This window comes from Xanthomonas sp. DAR 35659 (genome assembly GCF_041242975.1).
In the GTDB taxonomy this organism is placed as follows: domain Bacteria; phylum Pseudomonadota; class Gammaproteobacteria; order Xanthomonadales; family Xanthomonadaceae; genus Xanthomonas_A; species Xanthomonas_A medicagonis.
Window position 1 is genome coordinate 1,350,226 of the sequence record NZ_CP162488.1, and the last position, 19,595, is coordinate 1,369,820.

The following is a 19,595-nucleotide window of genomic DNA, read 5'->3' on the forward strand; positions in this document are numbered from 1 at the left end:
CGCTGCCTGCCGACCTGTTCGGCGAAATCGACCCGCCGCAGCGCCTGTTGATGGGGCCGGGCCCGGTCAACGCGCATCCACGCGTGCTGCGCGCGATGTCGGCCGACCTGCTCGGCCAGTTCGATCCGGAAATGACCGGCTACATGAACCAGGTGATGGCGCTGTACCGGCCGCTGTTCGGCACGCGGAACCACTGGACGTTCCTGGTCGACGGCACCGCGCGCGCCGGCATCGAGGCGGCGCTGGTGTCGCTGGTGGCGCCGGGCGATCGCGTGCTGGTGCTGAACTTCGGGCGTTTCGGCCTGCTGCTGGGCGAGATCCTCGGGCGCATCGGCGCCGTGGTCGAGAACGTGGAGGCGCCATGGGGCGAGGTCGTGCCGATGCAGGCGGTACGCGATGCGATCGAGCGCTTCGCGCCGAAGATGGTCGCCTGCGTGCACGGCGACACCTCGACCACGATGGCGCAGCCGCTGGACGGGCTCGGCGCGCTGTGCCGCGCCGCCGGCGCGCTGTCCTATGTCGATGCCACCGCGACCATCGGCGGCATGCCGATCGCCAGCGACGCCTGGGGCGTGGACGTGGTCACCGGTGGCCTGCAGAAATGCCTGGGCGGACCGTCCGGCTCGGCGCCGATCACGGTGTCCGCGCGCGCGGCCGAGGCGATCTTCGCGCGCCGCCACGTCGAACGCGGCATCGTCCGCGCCGACATCGCCAACGGCGCCGGCATGCGCATCGGCTCGAACTACTTCGACCTGGCGATGGTCATGGACTACTGGTCCGACAAGCGCCTGAACCATCACACCGAGGCCACCAGCATGCTGTACGCGGCGCGCGAATGCGCGCGCGTGGCATTGCAGGAAGGGCTGCCGGCGCGCTTCGCCCGCCACGCCGCGGCCGGCCGCGCGGTCGCCGCCGGGGTGCGTGCGATGGGCCTGCAGGTATTCGGCGACGACCGCCACCGCATGAGCAACGTCACCGGCGTGGCGATCCCCGCCGGCATCGACGGCGAGGCGGTGCGGCGGCGCCTGCGCGAGGATTTCGAGATCGAGATCGGCACCGCGTTCGGGCCGCTGCAGGGCAAGCTGTGGCGGATCGGCGCGATGGGCTACAACGCGATGAAGCACAAGGTGCTGATCACCCTCGGCGCGCTGGAAGCGGTGCTGCGCGCCGAAGGCCATGCCTGCGCGCCCGGCGCCGGCGTGGACGCGGCGTTGGCGGCCTGGCACGCGGACGGAGCGCAGGCGTGAGCGCGGCGCGCGATCTGGTCGGCTACGGCGCGCAGCCGCCGGACCCGCAGTGGCCGGGCGGCGCGCGGGTAGCGTTGCAGTTCGTGATCAACTACGAGGAAGGCGCCGAGAACAGCGTGCTCAACGGCGATGCCGGCTCCGAGGCGTTCCTGTCGGAGATGGTGGGCGCGCAGAGCCATCCGGGCGCGCGCGCGATGGCGATGGAGAGCCTGTACGAATACGGCAGCCGCGCCGGGTTCTGGCGGCTGCAGCGGCTGTTCGCCGCGCGCGGCGTGCCGGTGACGGTGTTCGGCGTGGCACAGGCGCTGGCCGCCAACCCCGCGGCGGTGCGGGCGATGCAGGACGCGCAGTGGGAGATCGCCAGCCACGGCCTGCGCTGGATCGACTACCAGCACGTGCCGGAAGCGACCGAGCGCGCGCACATCGCCGCGGCGGTCGCGTTGCATGCGCAGGTCACCGGCGCGCGTCCGCTGGGCTGGTACCAGGGCCGCAGCAGCCCGAACACCGCGCGGCTGGTGGCCGAGGAGGGCGGCTTCGTCTACGACGCCGACAGCTACGCCGACGACCTGCCGTACTACGACCGCCGCCACGGCCGCGCGCAACTGGTGGTGCCCTACACGCTGGACGCCAACGACATGAAGTTCGTCGCCTACAACGGCTTCGCCGACGGCGAACCGTTCTTCCGCTACCTGCGCGACGGCTTCGAGCAGTTGTGCGCCGAAGGCGGCCGGATGATGTCGGTGGGCCTGCATGGCCGCATCGCCGGGCGCCCGGCGCGCGCGCTGGCGTTGGCCCGCTTCGTCGACCACGCGCTGGCCAGCGGCCAGGCGTGGATCGCGCGGCGCATCGACATCGCCAGGCACTGGCAGCAGGTGCACCCGGCATGATCGTCGACGCGCCCGAGGTGCTGGCCGAGGTGCGTGCGGCGTTCGCCGCCTACGAGCGCGCGCTGATGGACGACGACGTGGCCGCGCTGGACCGCCTGTTCCACGATGCGCCGACCACGGTGCGCTACGGCATCGGCGAGGTGCTGTACGGCGCCGCGGCCATCCGCGCGTTCCGCCGCGCGCGCGGCGGCTCGCCGCCGCGGCGGCTGGGGCGGGTGCAACTCGTCGCCTACGGCACCGACTTCGCCACCGCCGACGCCGAGTTCTTCCGCGAGGGCTCGACCCGGCGCGGCCGCCAGAGCCAGAGCTGGGTCCGCTTCGCCGACGGCTGGAAGGTGGTGTCGGCGCACGTCTCGCTGGAAGGAGACCACGCATGAACCTGGCCGACTGGAACGCCCTGCCGGCGGCGGACTTCGTGGCGCGGCTGCGCACGCTGTTCGAGCATTCGCCGTGGGTGGTGGAACGGGCCGCGGCGCAGCGTCCGTTCGCCGACCTGCACGCCGGCCTGTTGCAGGTGCTGCATGCGGCCAGCCCCGACGAACAACTGGCGCTGATCCGCGCCCATCCGGAGCTGGCCGGCAAGGCCGCGCTCGGCGGCGAGCTGACCGCCGCCTCGGCCGCCGAACAGGCCCACGCCGGGCTGGACAGTCTGAGCGCCGAGGAATTCGCCCGCTTCCACGCGCTCAATGCCGCCTACCGGGCGCGCTTCGGCTTCCCGTTCGTGATCTGCGTGCGCCTGACCGACAAGGCCGGGATCCTGGCGGCGATGCAGGCGCGGCTGGACAACACGCGCGAGGACGAGACCGCCACCGCGCTGGCCGAGATCGGGCGGATCGCGCGGCTGCGGCTGGAGGCGCTGGCATGAGCGCGGCCGGCGGCGGCTTGCAGGCGCTGGCCGCGGAGGTCGCGCGCGACCTGCAACGGCTCGGCCTGGGCGGCCCCGACTGGACCCGCACGCCGCGCCATGCCGACGGCCATGTCTACGACGTGGTCGTGGTCGGCGGCGGCCAGAGCGGGTTGGGCGCGGCGTTCGGGCTGATCCGCGAGCGCGTGTCCAACCTGCTGGTGATCGACGAGAACCCGGCGGGCCAGGAGGGGCCGTGGGTCACCTACGCGCGCATGGTCACCCTGCGCACTCCGAAGGAACTGAGCGCGCTGGATTTCGGCATGCCGTCGCTGACCTTCCGCGCGTACTGGGAGGCCAGGCACGGCGCCGCGGCCTGGGACGCGCTGGGCAAGATTCCGCGCGCCGACTGGATGGACTACCTGCGCTGGTACCGCGAGGTGCTGGCCCTGCCGGTGCGCAACCAGGCGCGGTTGCTGCGCATCGAACCGTTGCCGGCGCAGCGCCTGCACCGCCTGCACCTGGCCGGCGGCGACTGCCTGCTGGCGCGCAAGGTGGTGCTGGCGACCGGGATCCAGGGCGGCGGGCAATGGCATGTGCCGCCGCTGGTGGCGCGGACCCTGCCGCGGCAGCGCTACGCTCACACCTCCGAGCCGATCGACTACGCGGCGCTGGCGGGGCGGCGCATCGGCATCCTCGGCGCGGGCGCCTCGGCGTTCGACAACGCCCACTACGCGCTGGCTGCCGGCGTCGGCGAAGTGCACGTGTTCGTGCGCCGCAACTGCTTGCCGCGGATCAACCCGATCCGGCACATGGAGCGCAGCGGCATCATCCCGCGCTTCGCCGCGCTGCCGGATGCGGACAAGTACGCGATGATGGCGCGGTTCTTCGACCACAACCAGCCGCCGACCAACGACACCTTCGACCGCGCCGCGGCCTGGCCCAACTTCCGCCTGCACCTGGGCAGCCCGTGGCAGCAGGTGGCCGCGGACGGCGATGGCGTGGCGGTGACCACCCCGCACGGCTGCGAGCGTTTCGACTTCGTGGTGCTGTCGACCGGCCTGGTCACCGACCCGGCGTTGCGCCCGGAGCTGGCGGCGGTAGCCGACGGCATCGCGCGCTGGTCCGACCGCTACCGGCCGCCGCCGGCGCAGGCGGTGCCGCTGCTCGACGCGCATCCCTACCTAGGGCCGGGCTTCGAGTTGCAGCCGCGCACGCCGCAGCATGCGGTGCTGCTGCACGGCCTGTTCGCCTTCAACTACTCGGCGCTGCTGAGCCTGGGGCTGTCGGCGGCGGCCCTGTCCGGGCTGCGGCATGCGCTGCCGCGCCTGGTGAAGGCGGTGGCCGACCAACTGTTCCTGGACGACCGCGAGGCGATCGTGGCGGACTACATGAGTTACGCCGAACCCGAATTCGTCGGCCAATGGCCGCTGCCGCAGCTGGAGCAACGCGCCGGATGACCACGCTCTCGACCCATGTGCTGGACCTGAGCCGCGGCGTGCCCGCGGCGGGCATGGCGGTGCGCCTGTGCGCCGGCGAGCGCGTGCTGCATGACGACCTCACCGATGCCGACGGGCGCTGTCCGGCGCTGCGCGCGCTGACCCTGGCTGCCGGCACGTATCGCCTGGAATTCGCCGTGGCCGACTACTTCCGCGGCCAGGGCGTGGCGTTGCCGGAGCCGCCGTTCCTGGAGGTGGTGCCGATCGTGTTCGGGATGACCGCTGCCGGGCACTACCACGTGCCGCTGCTGGTCTCGCCGTTCGGCTATTCCACCTACCGGGGCAGTTGAACATGGACGCGGTGCGATTCCTGCTCGATGGTCAGGTGCAGACGCTGGAGGCGGTGGATCCGACCGCCAGCGTGCTCGAGTTGCTGCGTTACCGGCTCGGTCGCACAGGCACCAAGGAAGGCTGCGCCGAAGGCGATTGCGGCGCCTGCACCGTGCTGGTCGGCGAACTGGACGGCGCCGACGGCGCCGAGCGGGTGCGCTGGCGCGCGCTCAACGCCTGCATCCTGTTCGTGCCCATGCTCGACGGCAAGGCGCTGCTCACCGTGGAGAGCCTGGGCGCCGGCGCGGCGCTGCACCCGGTGCAGGAGCAACTGATGCAGTGCCACGGCACGCAGTGCGGCTTCTGCACGCCCGGCTTCGTGATGTCGCTGTACGCGCGCAGCATCGGCGCGCTGGGCACCGATGCCGCGCTGACCGACGTGCTGGCCGGCAACCTGTGCCGCTGCACCGGCTATGGCCCGATCCTGCAGGCCGGCGCGGCGGTGCCGGCCGTGCCGCGCGACGATGCGGCCACCGTGGCCGCGCTGCGGGCGCTGCGTCGCGACACCGCATCGATCCAGACGCACGCCGACACGCATGCCGGCCGCGTGCGCCGCGGCACCGCGCCGCGCAGCGCCGACGCGCTGGCGGCCTTGCTGCTGGAGCGGCCCGAAGCGCGTCTGGTCGCCGGCGCCACCGACGTCGGCCTGTGGGTCACCAAGCAGCAACGGGTGCTCGACGATGTGGTGTTCATCGGCGACATCCCCGAGTTGCGCGAACTGCACGACACGCCCGACGGCCTGCACATCGGCGCCTGCGTGCGCTACAGCGAAGCCCAGGCCGCATTGGCCGCGCTGCACCCGGCGCTGGGCGAACTGCTGCGGCGCATCGGCGGCACCCAGGTGCGCAACGCCGGCACCATCGGCGGCAACATCGCCAACGGCTCGCCGATCGGCGACATGCCGCCGGCGCTGATCGCGCTCGGCGCCACCCTGACCCTGCGCCGCGGCGTGATCCGGCGCACGCTGCCGCTGGAGGATTTCTTCCTGAGCTACGGCCGGCAGGCGCGGATGCCCGGCGAGTTCGTCGAAAGCGTGTACGTGCCGCGTCCGCGCGCGGGCACGCTGTACCGGGCGGACAAGCTCAGCAAACGCTTCGACAGCGACATTTCCGCGGTCTGCGGCGCCTTCGCGCTGGAGATCGCCGACGGCACGGTGACGCACGCGCGCATCGCCTTCGGCGGCATGGCCGGTATCCCGCAGCGCGCGCACGCCGCCGAGCGGGCCCTGCTCGGGCAGCCGTGGAGCGCGGCCACGGTCGCCGCGGCCGGCGCCGCGCTGGCGCAGGACGTCAGCCCGCTCAGCGACGTGCGCGGCTCGGCCGGCTACCGCCTGGCGGTCGCGGCGAACCTGCTGCAACGGCTGTGGCTGGCGCAGCAGCATCCGCACGCGCCCCTGTCGGTGCTGGCGCCGGAGCTGGCCGATGGCTGACGGCATGCCGCTCGACGCCGCCGCGCCGCAGGTGCACCGATCACTGCGCCACGACAGCGCGCACGGCCACGTCAGCGGCCAGGCGCGCTACATCGACGACCTGCCGGAGCCGCCCGGCCTGCTGCATCTGGCCTTCGGCCTGAGCGCGCAGGCGCATGCGCGGGTGCTGCGGCTGGACCTGGATCCGGTGCGCGCCGCGCCCGGCGTGGTGGCGGTGTTCGCCGCCGCCGACATTCCCGGCGAGAACAACGTCGCGCCGGTGGCGCATGACGACCCGCTGTTCGCCGGCGACACGGTGCTCTATCACGGGCAGCCGCTGTTCGTGGTGGCTGCCGACAGCCACGCCGCGGCGCGCCGGGCGGCGCGGCTGGCGGTGGTCGACTACGCGCCGTTGCCGGCGCTGCTGAGCATCGCCGACGCGCGCGCGGCCGGCGCGGCGCTGGAGCCGGCGCAGCGCATGGCGCGCGGCGGCGACGTCGACGCCGCCTTGGCCGCGGCGCCGCGGCGCTGCAGTGGCGCGCTGCAGATCGGCGGGCAGGAGCACTTCTATCTGGAAGGACAGATCGCCGTGGCCCTGCCCGGCGAGCAGAGGCAACTGCACGTGCTGTCCTCGACCCAGCACCCCAGCGAAGTGCAGCACCTGATCGCGGCGTTGCTGGGACTGTCCAGCGCCGACGTCACCGTGGAAGTGCGGCGCATGGGCGGTGCCTTCGGCGGCAAGGAAACCCAGGCGGCGGCGCCGGCCGCGGCCTGCGCGCTGGTCGCCGCGCTGACCGGGCGCCCGGCCAAGCTGCGCTACGACCGCGACGACGACATGCGCATCACCGGCAAGCGCCACGACTTCCAGGTCGAGTACGCGGCCGGTTTCGACGACGACGGCCGCCTGCTGGCGTTGCGCCTGGAACTGGCCTCGCGCTGCGGCGCCACCACCGATCTGTCGCTGGCGATCAACGACCGCGCCATGTTCCATGCCGACAACTGCTACTGGCTGCCGGTGGTGGAGATCGTCTCGCACCGGCTGCGCACGCACACCGTGTCCAACACCGCGTTCCGCGGCTTCGGCGGCCCGCAGGGCATGCTGGCGATCGAACGCGTGCTGGATGCGGTCGCCGCCGCGCTGGGCCGCGATCCGCTGCAGGTGCGCCGCGTCAATCTGTACGCGGCGCCGGCGCGCAACGTGACGCCCTACGGCATGACCGTGGCCGACAACGTGGCCCCGGCGTTGATCGAGGAACTGGCCGCGCGCACCGGCTACGCCGCGCGGCAGGCGGCGGTGGCGGCGTTCAACGCGCGTCACCGCGTGCTGAAGAAGGGGCTGGCGCTGACCCCGGTGAAGTTCGGCATCAGCTTCACCACCAGCCATCTCAACCAGGCCGGCGCGCTGGTGCTGGTCTACGCCGACGGCTCGGTGCAGCTCAATCATGGCGGCACCGAGATGGGGCAGGGGCTGATGATCAAGGTCGCGCAGATCGTCGCCGACGTGTTCGGCATCGACGTGGCGCAGGTGCGCATCACCGCCACGCGCACCGACAAGGTGCCCAACACCTCGGCCACCGCGGCGTCCTCGGGCACCGACCTCAACGGCATGGCCGCCTACAACGCGGCCAGCGCCATCCGCGCGCGCCTGGCCGCGCTGGCCGCCGAGCGCGGCGGCGTGACGCCGGAGCAGGTCCGCTTCGCCGGCGGCGAGGTGGTCGCCGGCGATCTCGTGCTGGCGTTCGGCGCGCTGTGCCGGCAGGCGCACATGGCGCGCATCTCGCTGGCCGCCAGCGGCTACTACGCCACGCCCAAGATCCACTACGACCGCGCCAGCCACCGCGGCCGGCCGTTCTATTACTTCGCCTACGGCGCGGCGCTGAGCGAAGTGGTGATCGATACCCTGACCGGCGAGCATCGGGTGCTGGCGGTGGACGTGTTGCACGACGTCGGCCGCTCGCTCAATCCGGCCATCGACCTGGGCCAGATCGAGGGCGGCTTCATCCAGGGGTTGGGTTGGCTGACCACCGAGGAACTGGTCTACGACGCGCAAGGCCGGCTGCTGACCCATGCGCCGTCCACGTACAAGATTCCCACCGCAGGGGATCGCCCGGCGCGCATGCGGATCGACCTGTGGGACGCTGGACGCAACGACGAGCCGACCATCCACCGCTCCAAGGCGGTGGGCGAGCCGCCGTTGATGCTGGCGATCTCGGTGTTCTCGGCGCTGACCCAGGCGGTGGCCGCGGCGGCGCCCGGCCCCGGCCTGCCGGCGCTGGACGCGCCGGCCACCCCGGAACGCATCCTCGCCGCGATCGCGGCACGGCGCGCCGATGCGCGCTGACTGGAGCCTGCAGGCGGAAGCGGCGCTGGCGCGCGGCGCGGCGGCCCTGGTCACGGTGCTGGCCACCGCCGGCTCGACCCCGCGCGAGGCCGGCACGCGCATGCTGGTGACCGCCGACGGCACCCTCGGCACCATCGGCGGCGGCGTGCTGGAGTGGCGCGCCAGCGCCCTGGCGCGCGCGCTCCTCGCGCAGCCGCCAGGGAGTTGGCAGGTGCAGGACTACACGCTGGGCGCGGTCGCGCCGGCGCGCTCCGTGCGCTGCAGCGGTCGTTGCGGCGACTGCGTGGCGCACGCCCAGGCCGACGATCTGCTCGGCCAGTGCTGCGGCGGCCGCGTGCGCCTGTTGCTGGAGCGGCTGGACCCGGCGCGCAGCGATTGGCTGCGCCAGGCGACGCTCGGCCGCACGTTGCTGACCCGGTTGCGGCGCGCTGATCTCGAACATTCCATCGGCGATGCGGCGCCGCAAGCGCTGTCGCTGCGGGCGCCGGCGCCCGCGGCGGGCGCCTTGTTGGCGCAGGCGATCGGCCCGCGCTGTACGCCGCTGTCGCTGTTCGGCGCCGGCCATGTCGGCATCGCCATCGCGCGCGCGCTGCACGGCTTGCCGTTCGCGCTGGCCTGGTCCGATTCGCGCGCCGACCTGGCCGCCGCGGCCGGCGCGGAGCATCTGCAGGAAGCGGCGCTGCTCGCGCATGCCGCGGCGGCGCCGGCCGAGGCGATGCTGCTGATCCTGACCCACGACCACGCGCTGGATTATCGGCTCACCGCGGCGGCGCTGAGCGGCCAGGCCTGCTTCGTCGGCCTGATCGGCTCGGCGTCCAAGCGCGCGCGGTTCCTGTCGCGGCTGCGCCACGACGGCCTGGGCGAGGCAGCACGGACGCGGCTGACCTGCCCGATCGGCTTGCCCGGCATCCACGGCAAAGCGCCGGCGGTGATCGCGATCGCGGTGGTCGCGCAGTTGCTGCAGCGTGCGTCGGCGAACGACGCCGTGTCGCTGCCACTTCCATCCGCGCTCGCTGTGCGCTGACATCGCCATCGTGGACGCGTCGCTGCGTGGCCTGTGGCGATCCGTCACGAAGAATGAAGTGTGGGAGGTTCGGACTTCGGACACGGTCCGTCGGGGCTGAAGCCCCTCCTACAGTGCACCAGCCAACTCGCCGCAAGCCCCTGTAGGAGCCCCTGTAGGAGCGGCTTCAGCCGCGACGAGCGAAGCGGTGCGCTTTCCGAAGGCGCAACGCGTCGGAACTGAAGTCCCTTCCACAAATGCATCCAGCCAGCTCGCCGCAAGCCCCCTGTAGGAGCGGCTTCAGCCGCGACGAGCGAAGCGGTGCGCTTTGCGATGGCGCAACGCGTCGGTGCTGAAGCCCCTCCTACAGTGCACCAGCCAGCTCGCCGCACGCCCCTGTAGGAGCGGCTTCAGCCGCGACGAGCGAAGCGTGGCAGGTTCGGACTTCGGACACAGTCTGTCGGGGCTGAAGTCCCTCCCACAGTCACCCGAATGACGCGCCGCCATTGCATGACGACGCGGCTGCATCGCCGCGTCGCCACGCCGCTTACGGCAGACCGGCCAGCCAGTCGTCGTCGCTGCCTTCGTTGATGTCGGCGAACAGCGGCGTGGAGAAGTAGCGCTCGCCGGTGTCCGGCAGCATCGCCAGGATCACCGCGCCGGGCGTGGCGGCTTCGGCCACGCGCAGCGCGGTGGCGACGGTGCCGCCGCCGGAAATGCCGGTGAAGATGCCTTCCTCAGCGGCCAGGCGGCGCGACACCGCGATGGCATCGGCGTCCTCCACGCTCAGCACCTCGTCGTAGACCTCGCGGTTGAGCACCTCCGGCACGAAGTCCGGAGTCCAGCCCTGGATCTTGTGCGGCTTCCACTCCTGGCCCTGCAGCAGCGCGGCGCCGGCCGGCTCGGTGGCGGTGATGCGCACGTCCGGGCGCGCCACCCGCAGCACTTCGCCGACGCCGGTGAGGGTGCCGCCGGTGCCCCAGCCGCTGACGAAATGGTCGAGCCGGCGGCCGGCGAAATCGCGCAGGATCTCCGCGGCGGTGGTGCTGCGGTGGTAGGCCGGGTTCGCCGGGTTGGCGAACTGCCGGGCCAGGAACCAGCCGTGCTGCCTGGCCAGTTCCTCGGCCTTGCGCACCATGCCGCTGCCGCGCTCGGCGGCCGGGGTCAGGATCACCTTGGCGCCATAGGCGCGCATCAGCTTGCGGCGCTCGATCGAGAAGGTCTCCACCATCGTCGCCACGAACTTGTAGCCGCGCGCGGCGGCGACCATCGCCAGGGCCACGCCGGTGTTGCCCGAGGTCGCCTCGACGATGGTGTCGCCGGGCTTGAGCAGGCCCCGCGCCTCGGCGTCGAGCACGATCGCCAGGGCCAGGCGGTCCTTGACCGAGCCGCCGGGGTTGAAGGCCTCGACCTTGACGTACAGGTCCACGTGCGCCGGCGCCAGGCGGTGCAGCTTGACGATCGGGGTGTGGCCGATGGTGTCGAGGATGTTGTCGTAGATGGCCATGCGTGGGGTCTCCGGAAAGTGCGGGTCAGGCGGCGTGGGCCAGGGTAGGCACGGCCGGCGTCGGGGAAGGTGAGGGCGCCGCGCCCAGCGGCGCGGTGCCGAACCAGTGCAGGGTCGACGCCAGCGCGGCCACCTCGCCCAGGATCAGCAGCGCCGGCGAACGCACCTGGTGCGCGCGGGCGGTGTCGGGCAGGTCGGCCAGGGTGCCGGTGATCACCCGCTGTTCGGGGCGCGAGCCGTTTTCGACCAGCGCGAACGGGGTGTCGGCGGCGCGGCCGGCGTGCAGCAGGCGCGCGCGCACCGTGTCCAGCCCGGCCACGCCCATGTACACCGCCAGGGTCTGCCGTTGCTGCGCCAGCGCGGCCCAGTCCAGCGTGTCGAACGAATCCTTGCAGTGCGCGGTGGCCAGGCGCAGCGACTGCGCATGGTCGCGATGGGTCAGCGGGATGCCGGCATAGGCCGCGCAGGCCAGTGCCGCGGTGATGCCCGGCACCACCGCGTAGGGCACGGCGTGCGCCCGCAGATATTCCAGTTCCTCGCCGCCGCGGCCGAACACGAACGGATCGCCGCCCTTCAGCCGCACCACCCGGCGTCCGCGCCGCGCGTGCTCCAGCAGCAGCGCGTGGATCTGCTCTTGGCGCACGCTGTGGCCGTCGGCCGACTTGCCGACCTCGATCCGCTCGGCGCTGGCCGGCAGCAGGTCCAGGATCGCGGCGCTGACCAAGCGGTCGTGCAGGACCACGTCGGCGTGGCGCAGCGCGTGCAGTGCGTTGAGGGTCAGCAGGCCGGGGTCGCCGGGGCCGGCACCGACCAGGGTCACGCTGCCGGGGCGGATCGGCGGCGCCGCTGCCGCGGTGGCGGGCGCGTCGACGCCAACGCTGCCGGGATCGGCCGGCGTGGGCAGGGCCAGCGGCTCGGCGGCGCCGGGCGCGACCTGCGACAGCACCCGCTGCGCGGTGGCGGCCTGCAGCGCCAGCCGGTTCACCGCGGCGTCGTCGCTGGCGGCGATCAGGTACCACGTCGCGTCCAGCCAGGCGGCATCGAAGCGGCCGCGCAGCCACTGGAGGCGTCCGGCGTCGGCCCAGGCCTGCAACCCCGGGCTCAGCGCCAACGCGCCCACGCGCGGCGCGGCGCCGGCGGCCAGCAGCGCCTGCACCTGGCGCTCGGCGGTCGCGCCGCCGCCGACCACCAGCACGGGCCGCTGGCGCAGGTCCGGATACAACGCGATCGGGGCAGGGCTCACGGCGGTCGCAGCGCAGGAAGGAAGGAGGGCATGACCGTAGCGCCGGCTTATAGCGCCAGGAAATGACTTCATCCTTCTGCCAGATAGCTTTCGGTTATAAGGTGGATGCCGCATTTCCACTACAGTCGAGGCTGCTCCCGCCAGGCGGCGCCTCGCCCTCGTCCCGATGACGCTGACCCAACTCCGCTATCTCGTCGCCATTGCCGACGCCGACCTCAACATCACCCTGGCGGCGGCGCGCGTGCATGCCACGCAGCCGGGGCTGTCCAAGCAGCTCAAGCAACTGGAGGACGAGCTGGGCTTCCTGCTGTTCGTGCGCAAGGGCCGCAGCCTGGAGACGGTGACCCCGGCCGGGCGCGAGGTGATCGAACGCGCGCGCGCGGTGCTGGCCGAGGCCAACAACATCCGCACCTACGCCGCCAACCAGCGCCGCGAGAGCCAGGGCCAGTTGACCCTCACCACCACCCACACCCAGGCGCGCTTCGTGCTGCCGCCGGCGGTGGCGCAGATCAAGCAGGCCTATCCGCAGGTCAGCGTGCACCTGCAGCAGGCCGCCGAGAGCGCCGCGCTGGACCTGCTCAGCCAGGGCGACGCCGACATCGCCATCGTCAGCACCGCCGGCAGCGCGCCGGGCGCCGGCATCGCGGTGCCGCTGTACCGATGGCGGCGGCTGGTGCTGGTGCCGCGCGGGCACCCCTTGGATGTGCCCAAGCGGATCCCGGACATGGCCGCGCTGGCCGCGCAGCCGCTGATCAGCTACGAATCCTCCACCCGTGCCGGTTCCTCGCTGCAGCGCGCCTTCGGCCGGCTCGGGCTGGAGCCGAGCATCGCCCTGACCGCGCTCGACGCCGACCTGATCAAGACCTACGTGCGCGCCGGTCTCGGCGTCGGCCTGCTGGCGGAGATGGCGGTGCATGCCGGCGATACCGACCTGCGCGCCTGGCCGGCGCCGCCGGAGATTCCCGAGTGCATCGCCTGGGCGGTGCTGCCGCGCGACCGCGTGCTGCGCGACTACGCGCTGGAACTGGTGCACGTGCTGGCGCCGCAGATCGACACCCGCGACCTGCGCCGGGTGATGGAAGGCAACCAGGAGCCCGACTGGCCGGCCCCGCCGAGTTGGGAAGAGCTGACCCAGACCATCACCAGCTAGAAGCTGGGAGTCGGGAATCGGGATTGGGGAATCGCGAGCGGCGCGACGTGCTCGATGCGTCGATTGGCTTCGGACGGACTTCCGAGCAAAAGAAGTGGAGTAAGGGCAACGGCATCGCGGCCTGCGCTGGAATGCTGGAATGAAGGCCCCGCACCGGCGTGGTTGCCTGCCGCGCGCGTTGCCGCGGCCCGGGCCGCGGCCTATGATGCGCGCCGGCAAGGCGCTGTCGCCCGGAATTCCCGTGCGCCGCGGCTGCCGCATTCACGGACGAACGGAACAGCGCCTGCACGCCGGGCGCGCTCCGATGCCGATCACCAGGGGGAAAGGATGGCAGCTTGTGCATGTTGTGACGCGACCGTGCTGTTCGGCGGGACGCGGGTGGGCGATCGGCGCTATTGCAACGCGCATTGCGCGGCGCGCGGCCCGCTGCAATCGGTCCTGCCGCACGTCCCGCAGGACGCCGCGCGCGAGCAGGCGCTGCAGATCTTCCGCGGGCGCTGCCCGCACTGCGCCGGCCCGGGTCCGGTGGACGTGCATGCCGCGCACACGATCTGGTCGGCGGTGGTGCTGACGTCCTGGCAGAGCACCCGCCTGTTCGCCTGCCGCGCCTGCGCGACCAAGCAGCAGGCGCTGGCCGCGCTGAAGTCGCTGCTGCTGGGCTGGTGGGGGATTCCCTGGGGCGTGCTGGGCACGCCGATCACGCTGGGGCGCAATCTGTATGGGATGGCGACGCAGCGCAACCTGCGCGCGCCGTCCGCGGCGTTGGTGCAGCAGGCACGGGTGGTGCTCGCCGCGCGCATGATCGAGCAGGCGCGCGAGGATCAGGCGCGGGCACAGGCCGCCGCCGCCTCGCACCAGCCGCCGCCGCTGCCCGGCGCCTGAGCGCCGCCCCGTTTCGTCCCGCATGCGGTCGCGCCGGCGCGCCGCGCGGCGTTCTTTTCCCAAACGCAAGGAAGTCCATGCATCCCGTCCTCCAGCAGAACCTGTTCTTCGTCAAGGAACAGGTCGGCATGTTCAAGGCCGCCAACAACTACGACGTGTTCGACCCGCAGAGCAACCAGAAGGTGCTCGAATGCCGCGAGCCGAACCTGGGCCTGTTCACCAAGATCTTCCGTTTCAGCGACTACAAGCGGATGACCCCGTTCCAGGTGGAGGTGCGCACCCCGAACGGGCAGAAGGTGCTGACGGTCAAGCGTGGTTTCTCGCTGTTCCTGTCCAAGGTCGAGGTGCTCGACGAGCACGATCGCCTGGTCGGCACCTTCAGCCAGAAGTTCTTCTCCATCGGCGGCAAGTTCGACGTGCTCGATGCGCGCGAGAAGCTGGTGTGCACGCTGCGCGGCAAGTGGACCAGTTGGGACTTCCGCTTCGTGCAGGGCGAGCGCGAGCTGGCGCGCGTGTCCAAGAAGTGGGCCGGGTTGGGCAAGGAGCTGTTCACCTCGGCCGACAACTACATGCTGGCGATCGAAAACGCGGTGCCGGCCGAGGACGACGTGCGCATCCTGATCATGGCCGCGGTGTTGTGCATCGATATGGTGTTGAAGGAGTGATGGAGCCGGGGGGATGAAGCCGGGAATGGGGAATCGGGATTGGAGATTCGTAAAAGCGGGATTCCGGCAGCGGCTGCATCCCGGCCCTCCACACTGAGCGGAGTGGCCGTTGTGGGAGGGACTTCGGTCCCGACTGCATGCTGCGGGAAGACTTCAGTGCCTCATCTGGTTCTCCCGAGGCCTATTGCGATGAGCGGCCGCCGGGTAGGAGCGGCTTCAGCCGCGACGGGCATTCCCTTTGCCCTTTAGCGCGTCGCCTTCGCTTGTCCAAGGCAATGTCGAGCCGCTTCACCGCCGCAGCTGCAGCCATGCCGGATACGTCCCTTCTCCCCCCCGGGAGAAGGTGCCCCGAAGGGGCGGATGAGGGGACGGGCGCCAGTGCGCCGCTCAGGCGTCCGCGGCCGGCAGCCGCACGGTGAAGCGGCTGCCGTGGCCGGGCTGGCTGTGCACTTCGACGCTGCAGCCCAGCGTCTCGGCGGTGCGGCGCACGATCCACAGCCCCAGGCCGAGGCCCTCGCTGTGCGGATCGGCCTGGCGGAACGGCTGGAACAACTGGTGCAGGCTGTCGCGGTCCATGCCGATGCCGCTGTCGATGATCTCCACCAGCACCTGATCGCGCCGCCGCCGGCAGCCGATCAGCACCGAGCCGTGCTCGGTGTACTTGACCGCGTTGCCGAGCAGGTTGCCGAGCAGGGTGGCCAGCAGCGTGGGGTGGCTGCGCACGCGCAGCGCGGTCGGCACGTAGCGCAGGCGCAGCCCCTTGGCCGTGGCCCGCGGCCGCCAGGTGTCCAGGATCGGGCCGAGCAGTTCGGCCAGCCCGACCGTGCCGAGCGCCGGCAGGCTGTGCTCGGCGCCGGCGACCGCGCTGGCGGCCAGCTCGTCCAGCCCCGAGGCGACCTGGTTCAGCGCCTTGCGCGCCTCGTCCAGCGGCGCGCTGTCGGCGACATCGAGCTGACGCTGCAGCTTGGTCAGTGCGTAGGAGGCGGTCCGCAGCGGGGTCTTCAGGTCGTGGCCGGCGACGGCCAGCAGGCGGCTGCGGTAATGGTTGGCCTCCTGCGCCTTCGCCAGCGCCTTGCGCAGTTCCAGTTGCGCCATCGTCTGCCGGGCCAGGGCGCGCAGCGCCTCCATCTGCTCGTAGGTGAGCTGCCGCGCGCGCCGATCGAGCACGCAGACGGTGCCCAGCGGCAGGCCGTCGGCGGTCTTCAGCAGCGCGCCGGCGTAGAAGTGCAGGCGTTCGTCGCCGGTGACCAGCGGGTTGCTCGCGAAGCGCGGATCCTCGCGCGTGTCCGGCACCAGCAGCAGGTCGTCCTCCAGCAGCACATGCGCGCAGATCGAGGTGGCCAGCGGGGTTTCCCGCGCGCCCAGGCCGATCTCGCTCTTGAACCACTGCCGCTCGCTGTCGATCAGGTTGACCACCGCGATCGGGGTCTGGCAGATCAACGCCGCCATGCGGGTGATGTCGTCGAAGGCCGGCTCGGGCGGCGTGTCGAGGATCGCGTAGCTGCGCAGGGCATCCAGGCGCAGCGCCTCGTTGGGCGGTTTGGCGGCGCAGTACGCGGGGCCGGCGGCGGGTTCGGCGGGAAGCATGCGGCGCGGCTCGGTGACGGTCAGTGGCGCAGTCTATGGGACGCATCACGGTTTTTTGGCGACGCCGTCTTCACGCGGGCGCGACGCTCGTGGCCGGCGCGGCGCCGGAGGCCGCGGCCAGTGCCCCGGTTCCGCTCCCGGACAGGTGCTCGCTGTAGCGATCCACCAGATAGGGCGCCAGTTGGCGCGTGAGCAGGGTGAACTTGACCAGTTCCTCCATCACATCCACCACCCGTTCGTAGTACGCCGATGGACGCATGCGTCCAGGCGTGTCGAATTCCTGCCAGGCCTTGGCCACCGACGACTGGTTGGGGATGGTCAGCATGCGCATCCAGCGGCCCAGCACGCGCATCTGGTTGAGCGCGTTGAACGACTGCGAGCCGCCGGACACCTGCATCAGCGCCAGGGTCTTGCCCTGGGTGGGGCGCAGGGCGCCCTGGCTGAGCGGGATCCAGTCGATCTGCGCCTTGAGCACCGCGCTCATCGCGCCATGCCGTTCCGGCGAGGACCAGACCATGCCTTCGCTCCACAGAGCCAGTTCGCGCAGTTCCTGCACCTTCGCGTCGCTGTCCGGGGCGGCGTCGGGCAGCGGCAGTCCGGTCGGATCGAACAGGCGCGTCTGCGCGCCCATGGCCTGCAGCAGCCGCGCCGCTTCCAGCGCCAGCAGCTTGCTGTAGGAACGCTCGCGCAGCGATCCGTACAGCAACAGGATGCGCGGCGCCAGCGGCGGCCAGCGCCAGGGGATCCAGGCGCGCGAATGCGGCCGGGTCCAGGTTCGGCAGATCGGACAGGTCAACCGACAAGGCGGCCGTCCGCATCGATCAGCGGTTCGCCGTCTTCCTTGGCGAAGGCGCCGCGCTGCGGCGAAGGCAGGATCTCCAGCACCGTCTCCGAGGGCCGGCACAGGCGGGTGCCGAGCGGGGTGACCACGATCGGCCGGTTGATCAGGATCGGGTGCCGCAGCATCGCGTCCAGCAGCGCGTCGTCGCTCAGCGCAGGGTCGTCGAGGCCTAGTTCGGCGTAGGGCGTGCCCTTCTGCCGGATCGCCTCGCGTAGCGGAATGCCCATGGCCGCGATCAGCGCCTGCAAGGTGGCGCGGTCCGGTGGGGTCTTGAGGTATTCGACCACGGTTGGTTCGGTGCCGCTGTTGCGGATCAGGCCCAGGACATTGCGCGAGGTGCCGCAGGCGGGGTTGTGATAGATCGTGATGGCGCTCATCGGAACTCGGTGCGGTAGGGAGGGCGAGGTCATGCGTGTTTCGCGGATTTCGGAGTGGTCGTCGGCGGCGCGGCGGGCGACGGCCAGTTGCCGCCGCCGCAGTTCTCGGTCAGGAACCCGATCAGCGCGTCCATGCGCGCGTAATCGGCGCGCAGCCGGATCACCCGGCCCTGGCGTTCGTCGACGATCAGACCGGTGCCGCGCAGGACGTTCAGGTGGGCGGTGAGCGTGGCCGGCGCCAAGCTCAGCGCGGCGCGCAACTCGCCGACGACCATGCCCTGCGGCCCGGCCTGGACCAGGGCGCGATAGGCGGCAAGCCGATGCGCATGGGCGCGCAAGGCGGTAACGATGTTGCTGGCGCCCATGATTCGATAATTCCAGAAGCAATGAAATGAGGCAAGCCGGGACGCGCTCCCGAAACGACGACGGGCGCATCGCTGCGCCCGTCGCGGTAACGCCTTGCGCCGGCGTCAGGCCGGCATGTCCTCGATCTGCAGGTACACCATGGTCTGGTTAAGCAACTGGTAGGCCACTTCGCCGAAGGTCACTGGCCCGATCAGCTCGCCGGTGCGCTTGCCCTCCAGCTCCGAGTACAGGAAATTGAGGATGCAGTTGCAGCTGAACTCGGGACTGCGCACCGTCTGCGGCAACTGTCGCGAGAACTCTTCGACGTAGTTGGCCACCGGTGCGGCGATGCGGTACTCCACGCCGCGGAACACCGGCGCGTACAGGGTGACCTTGCGCCCGTCCTGGTCGATCGACTGGATGCTGGCGTTGATCTTCTCCCCGTTGTAGTCGGCGACCAGCGGCAGGCGCACGTCGATCTGGTTGCGGGTCAGGTAATCGGCGAAGTCGTGTGGCTGGCCGTTGATCAGGGCCTGGCCGACATCGAAGCCGTCCTGCGCGAAGGTGATCACGTCGCCGTCGCCCTGCTCGAAGCAGTTGACGATGCCGACCGAGACCATCTTATCCTCCGGCAGGGTCGCATGCAGCGCCACGCAGCCTTCGCTGTAGGACTTGCCGCTGGTGCCGTCGTAGATCCGCGGCGCCACTTTGCCCAGGTCCGCGAGGTCCACGCCGGACACCCAGCCGACGATGTTCTTCATAAACAGGCCAGGATAGTCGGGCGACTCCTGCGCGTAGCGCACGTGCGCCTGGCTGGTCGCCGGCAGGATGATGACGCTGAAGCCGTGATCGGGCGAGTCGCTGGCGATGGACGGCAGTTCGTCCGGTCCGTACCAGCGCACGCGCGAGGCAACGACGCAGGGGTCCTGCTCGCTGACGAAGATCAGGTCGCGGCTGTGGGTGCCGCCCTGCTTGTCCATGAAGTAGGGAATGGTGCCGCCGATCCAGTTGCCCGTGGGCAGGCCGTCGAGCAGGGCCTGGTCGCCGGCCAGGTACAACGTGGCGCCGGACTGGATCTTCTGAGCGGCTTGGTCGCGTGTCATCAACATGTCGTTGCTCCTCAGAAGTGGGACTTCAGTTCGGCCGAGTAGAGATTTTCGTACTTGCTGAAGAAGGCGTGCGCCTCGTCCACGCAAGCCTGCACGTTCTGCGGCGACGGGTCGCTTTTGATCCTGCGCGCGCATTGGCTCAGCATCATGTTCCCGGCGAATACCTTGAACTGCAGGTTGGACTCGCCGCGAAGCAGCGGAACCCATTTGGGATGGCTTTTGCTTGGAATCATCTTCGTCCTCCTCGGGTGACGTCGTTCGAATGGCCGGCGCCCAGGCGCGGCTCCGGTGCAGGTATCGACGCCGCGCCACCGAGCTTGAGCTCACCGC

The 19,595-nt window shown here is 71.4% G+C and carries 20 protein-coding genes; 12 read left to right on the forward strand and 8 right to left on the reverse strand.

Annotation, left to right across the window (positions count from 1 at the left end; translation table 11 throughout):
- Positions 1-50: 50 nt before the first annotated feature.
- The 9 genes from AB3X07_RS05760 to xdhC are packed head-to-tail and all read left to right on the forward strand — an operon-like array spanning position 51 to position 9,580.
- Positions 51-1,247: a pyridoxal-phosphate-dependent aminotransferase family protein gene (locus tag AB3X07_RS05760; protein ID WP_369944660.1), complete on the forward strand. Its 1,197-nt coding sequence runs from the start codon at positions 51-53 to the stop codon at positions 1,245-1,247.
- Positions 1,244-2,134 carry an allantoinase PuuE gene (gene puuE / locus AB3X07_RS05765; protein WP_369943487.1) on the forward strand — a complete coding sequence of 297 codons (891 nt, stop codon included), beginning with the start codon at positions 1,244-1,246 and terminating at the stop codon, positions 2,132-2,134. The genes AB3X07_RS05760 and puuE overlap by 4 nt, the downstream gene beginning before the upstream one ends.
- Positions 2,131-2,511, forward strand: a complete 381-nt coding sequence (gene hpxZ / locus AB3X07_RS05770; RefSeq protein WP_369943488.1) for an oxalurate catabolism protein HpxZ — start codon at positions 2,131-2,133, stop codon at positions 2,509-2,511. The genes puuE and hpxZ overlap by 4 nt, the downstream gene beginning before the upstream one ends.
- On the forward strand, positions 2,508-2,999 hold the full coding sequence (gene uraD / locus AB3X07_RS05775) for a 2-oxo-4-hydroxy-4-carboxy-5-ureidoimidazoline decarboxylase (protein ID WP_369943489.1): 492 nt from the start codon (positions 2,508-2,510) through the stop codon (positions 2,997-2,999). Before hpxZ ends, uraD begins: the two co-directional genes overlap by 4 nt.
- Positions 2,996-4,438: an FAD/NAD(P)-binding protein gene (locus AB3X07_RS05780; protein WP_369943490.1), complete on the forward strand. Its 1,443-nt coding sequence runs from the start codon at positions 2,996-2,998 to the stop codon at positions 4,436-4,438. The genes uraD and AB3X07_RS05780 overlap by 4 nt, the downstream gene beginning before the upstream one ends.
- Positions 4,402-4,767, forward strand: coding sequence for a hydroxyisourate hydrolase (gene uraH / locus AB3X07_RS05785; protein ID WP_369943491.1), 366 nt, complete (start codon positions 4,402-4,404; stop codon positions 4,765-4,767). The genes AB3X07_RS05780 and uraH overlap by 37 nt, the downstream gene beginning before the upstream one ends.
- A gap of 2 nt (positions 4,768-4,769) precedes the next feature.
- A complete protein-coding gene (gene xdhA / locus AB3X07_RS05790; protein WP_369943492.1) occupies positions 4,770-6,236 on the forward strand; it encodes a xanthine dehydrogenase small subunit in 1,467 nt (488 codons plus the stop codon).
- Positions 6,229-8,556 (forward strand): xanthine dehydrogenase molybdopterin binding subunit, encoded by a 2,328-nt coding sequence (gene xdhB, locus AB3X07_RS05795; protein ID WP_369943493.1) that lies wholly within the window; start codon positions 6,229-6,231, stop codon positions 8,554-8,556. The genes xdhA and xdhB overlap by 8 nt, the downstream gene beginning before the upstream one ends.
- Positions 8,546-9,580, forward strand: a complete 1,035-nt coding sequence (gene xdhC, locus AB3X07_RS05800) for a xanthine dehydrogenase accessory protein XdhC (protein WP_369943494.1) — start codon at positions 8,546-8,548, stop codon at positions 9,578-9,580. Before xdhB ends, xdhC begins: the two co-directional genes overlap by 11 nt.
- Positions 9,581-10,106: 526 nt before the next feature.
- Here the strand turns inward: xdhC and cysK are convergent.
- Together cysK and cobA are read right to left on the reverse strand one after the other, a co-directional pair.
- Positions 10,107-11,066 (reverse strand): cysteine synthase A, encoded by a 960-nt coding sequence (cysK, locus tag AB3X07_RS05805; protein ID WP_369943495.1) that lies wholly within the window; start codon positions 11,064-11,066, stop codon positions 10,107-10,109.
- Between the two features lie 25 nt (positions 11,067-11,091).
- On the reverse strand, positions 11,092-12,309 hold the full coding sequence (cobA, locus tag AB3X07_RS05810) for a uroporphyrinogen-III C-methyltransferase (RefSeq protein WP_369943496.1): 1,218 nt from the start codon (positions 12,307-12,309) through the stop codon (positions 11,092-11,094).
- A 166-nt stretch (positions 12,310-12,475) separates the two neighbouring features.
- Here cobA and AB3X07_RS05815 point away from each other — a divergent pair, with 166 nt between their 5' ends.
- From AB3X07_RS05815 to AB3X07_RS05825, 3 genes are all read left to right on the forward strand, one after another.
- The gene (locus AB3X07_RS05815; RefSeq protein WP_369943497.1) at positions 12,476-13,459 is read left to right on the forward strand and encodes a LysR family transcriptional regulator; all 984 of its coding nucleotides are present in this window, start codon (positions 12,476-12,478) and stop codon (positions 13,457-13,459) included.
- Positions 13,460-13,786: 327 nt separating this feature from the next.
- Entirely contained in the window at positions 13,787-14,341 is a 555-nt protein-coding gene (locus AB3X07_RS05820) for a hypothetical protein (protein WP_369943498.1), read from the forward strand.
- Between the two features lie 77 nt (positions 14,342-14,418).
- Positions 14,419-15,006, forward strand: a complete 588-nt coding sequence (locus AB3X07_RS05825; RefSeq protein ID WP_369943499.1) for a phospholipid scramblase-related protein — start codon at positions 14,419-14,421, stop codon at positions 15,004-15,006.
- 387 nt (positions 15,007-15,393) lie between these two features.
- On the opposite strand, the gene AB3X07_RS05830 is transcribed toward AB3X07_RS05825, so the two are convergent.
- From AB3X07_RS05830 to AB3X07_RS05855, 6 genes are all read right to left on the reverse strand, one after another.
- Positions 15,394-16,593, reverse strand: coding sequence for a GAF domain-containing sensor histidine kinase (locus AB3X07_RS05830; protein WP_369943500.1), 1,200 nt, complete (start codon positions 16,591-16,593; stop codon positions 15,394-15,396).
- 70 nt (positions 16,594-16,663) lie between these two features.
- Complete coding sequence (gene arsH, locus AB3X07_RS05835) at positions 16,664-17,338, reverse strand: arsenical resistance protein ArsH (RefSeq protein WP_369944662.1); 675 nt, start codon at positions 17,336-17,338, stop codon at positions 16,664-16,666.
- 47 nt (positions 17,339-17,385) lie between these two features.
- Positions 17,386-17,811 (reverse strand): arsenate reductase (glutaredoxin), encoded by a 426-nt coding sequence (arsC, locus tag AB3X07_RS05840; RefSeq protein ID WP_369943501.1) that lies wholly within the window; start codon positions 17,809-17,811, stop codon positions 17,386-17,388.
- Positions 17,812-17,840: 29 nt separating this feature from the next.
- On the reverse strand, positions 17,841-18,176 hold the full coding sequence (locus AB3X07_RS05845) for an ArsR/SmtB family transcription factor (RefSeq protein ID WP_369943502.1): 336 nt from the start codon (positions 18,174-18,176) through the stop codon (positions 17,841-17,843).
- A 105-nt stretch (positions 18,177-18,281) separates the two neighbouring features.
- Positions 18,282-19,265, reverse strand: coding sequence for a DUF6976 family protein (locus tag AB3X07_RS05850; protein WP_369943503.1), 984 nt, complete (start codon positions 19,263-19,265; stop codon positions 18,282-18,284).
- An 11-nt stretch (positions 19,266-19,276) separates the two neighbouring features.
- Entirely contained in the window at positions 19,277-19,498 is a 222-nt protein-coding gene (locus tag AB3X07_RS05855; protein ID WP_369943504.1) for a hypothetical protein, read from the reverse strand.
- Between the last annotated feature and the right edge of the window lie 97 nt (positions 19,499-19,595).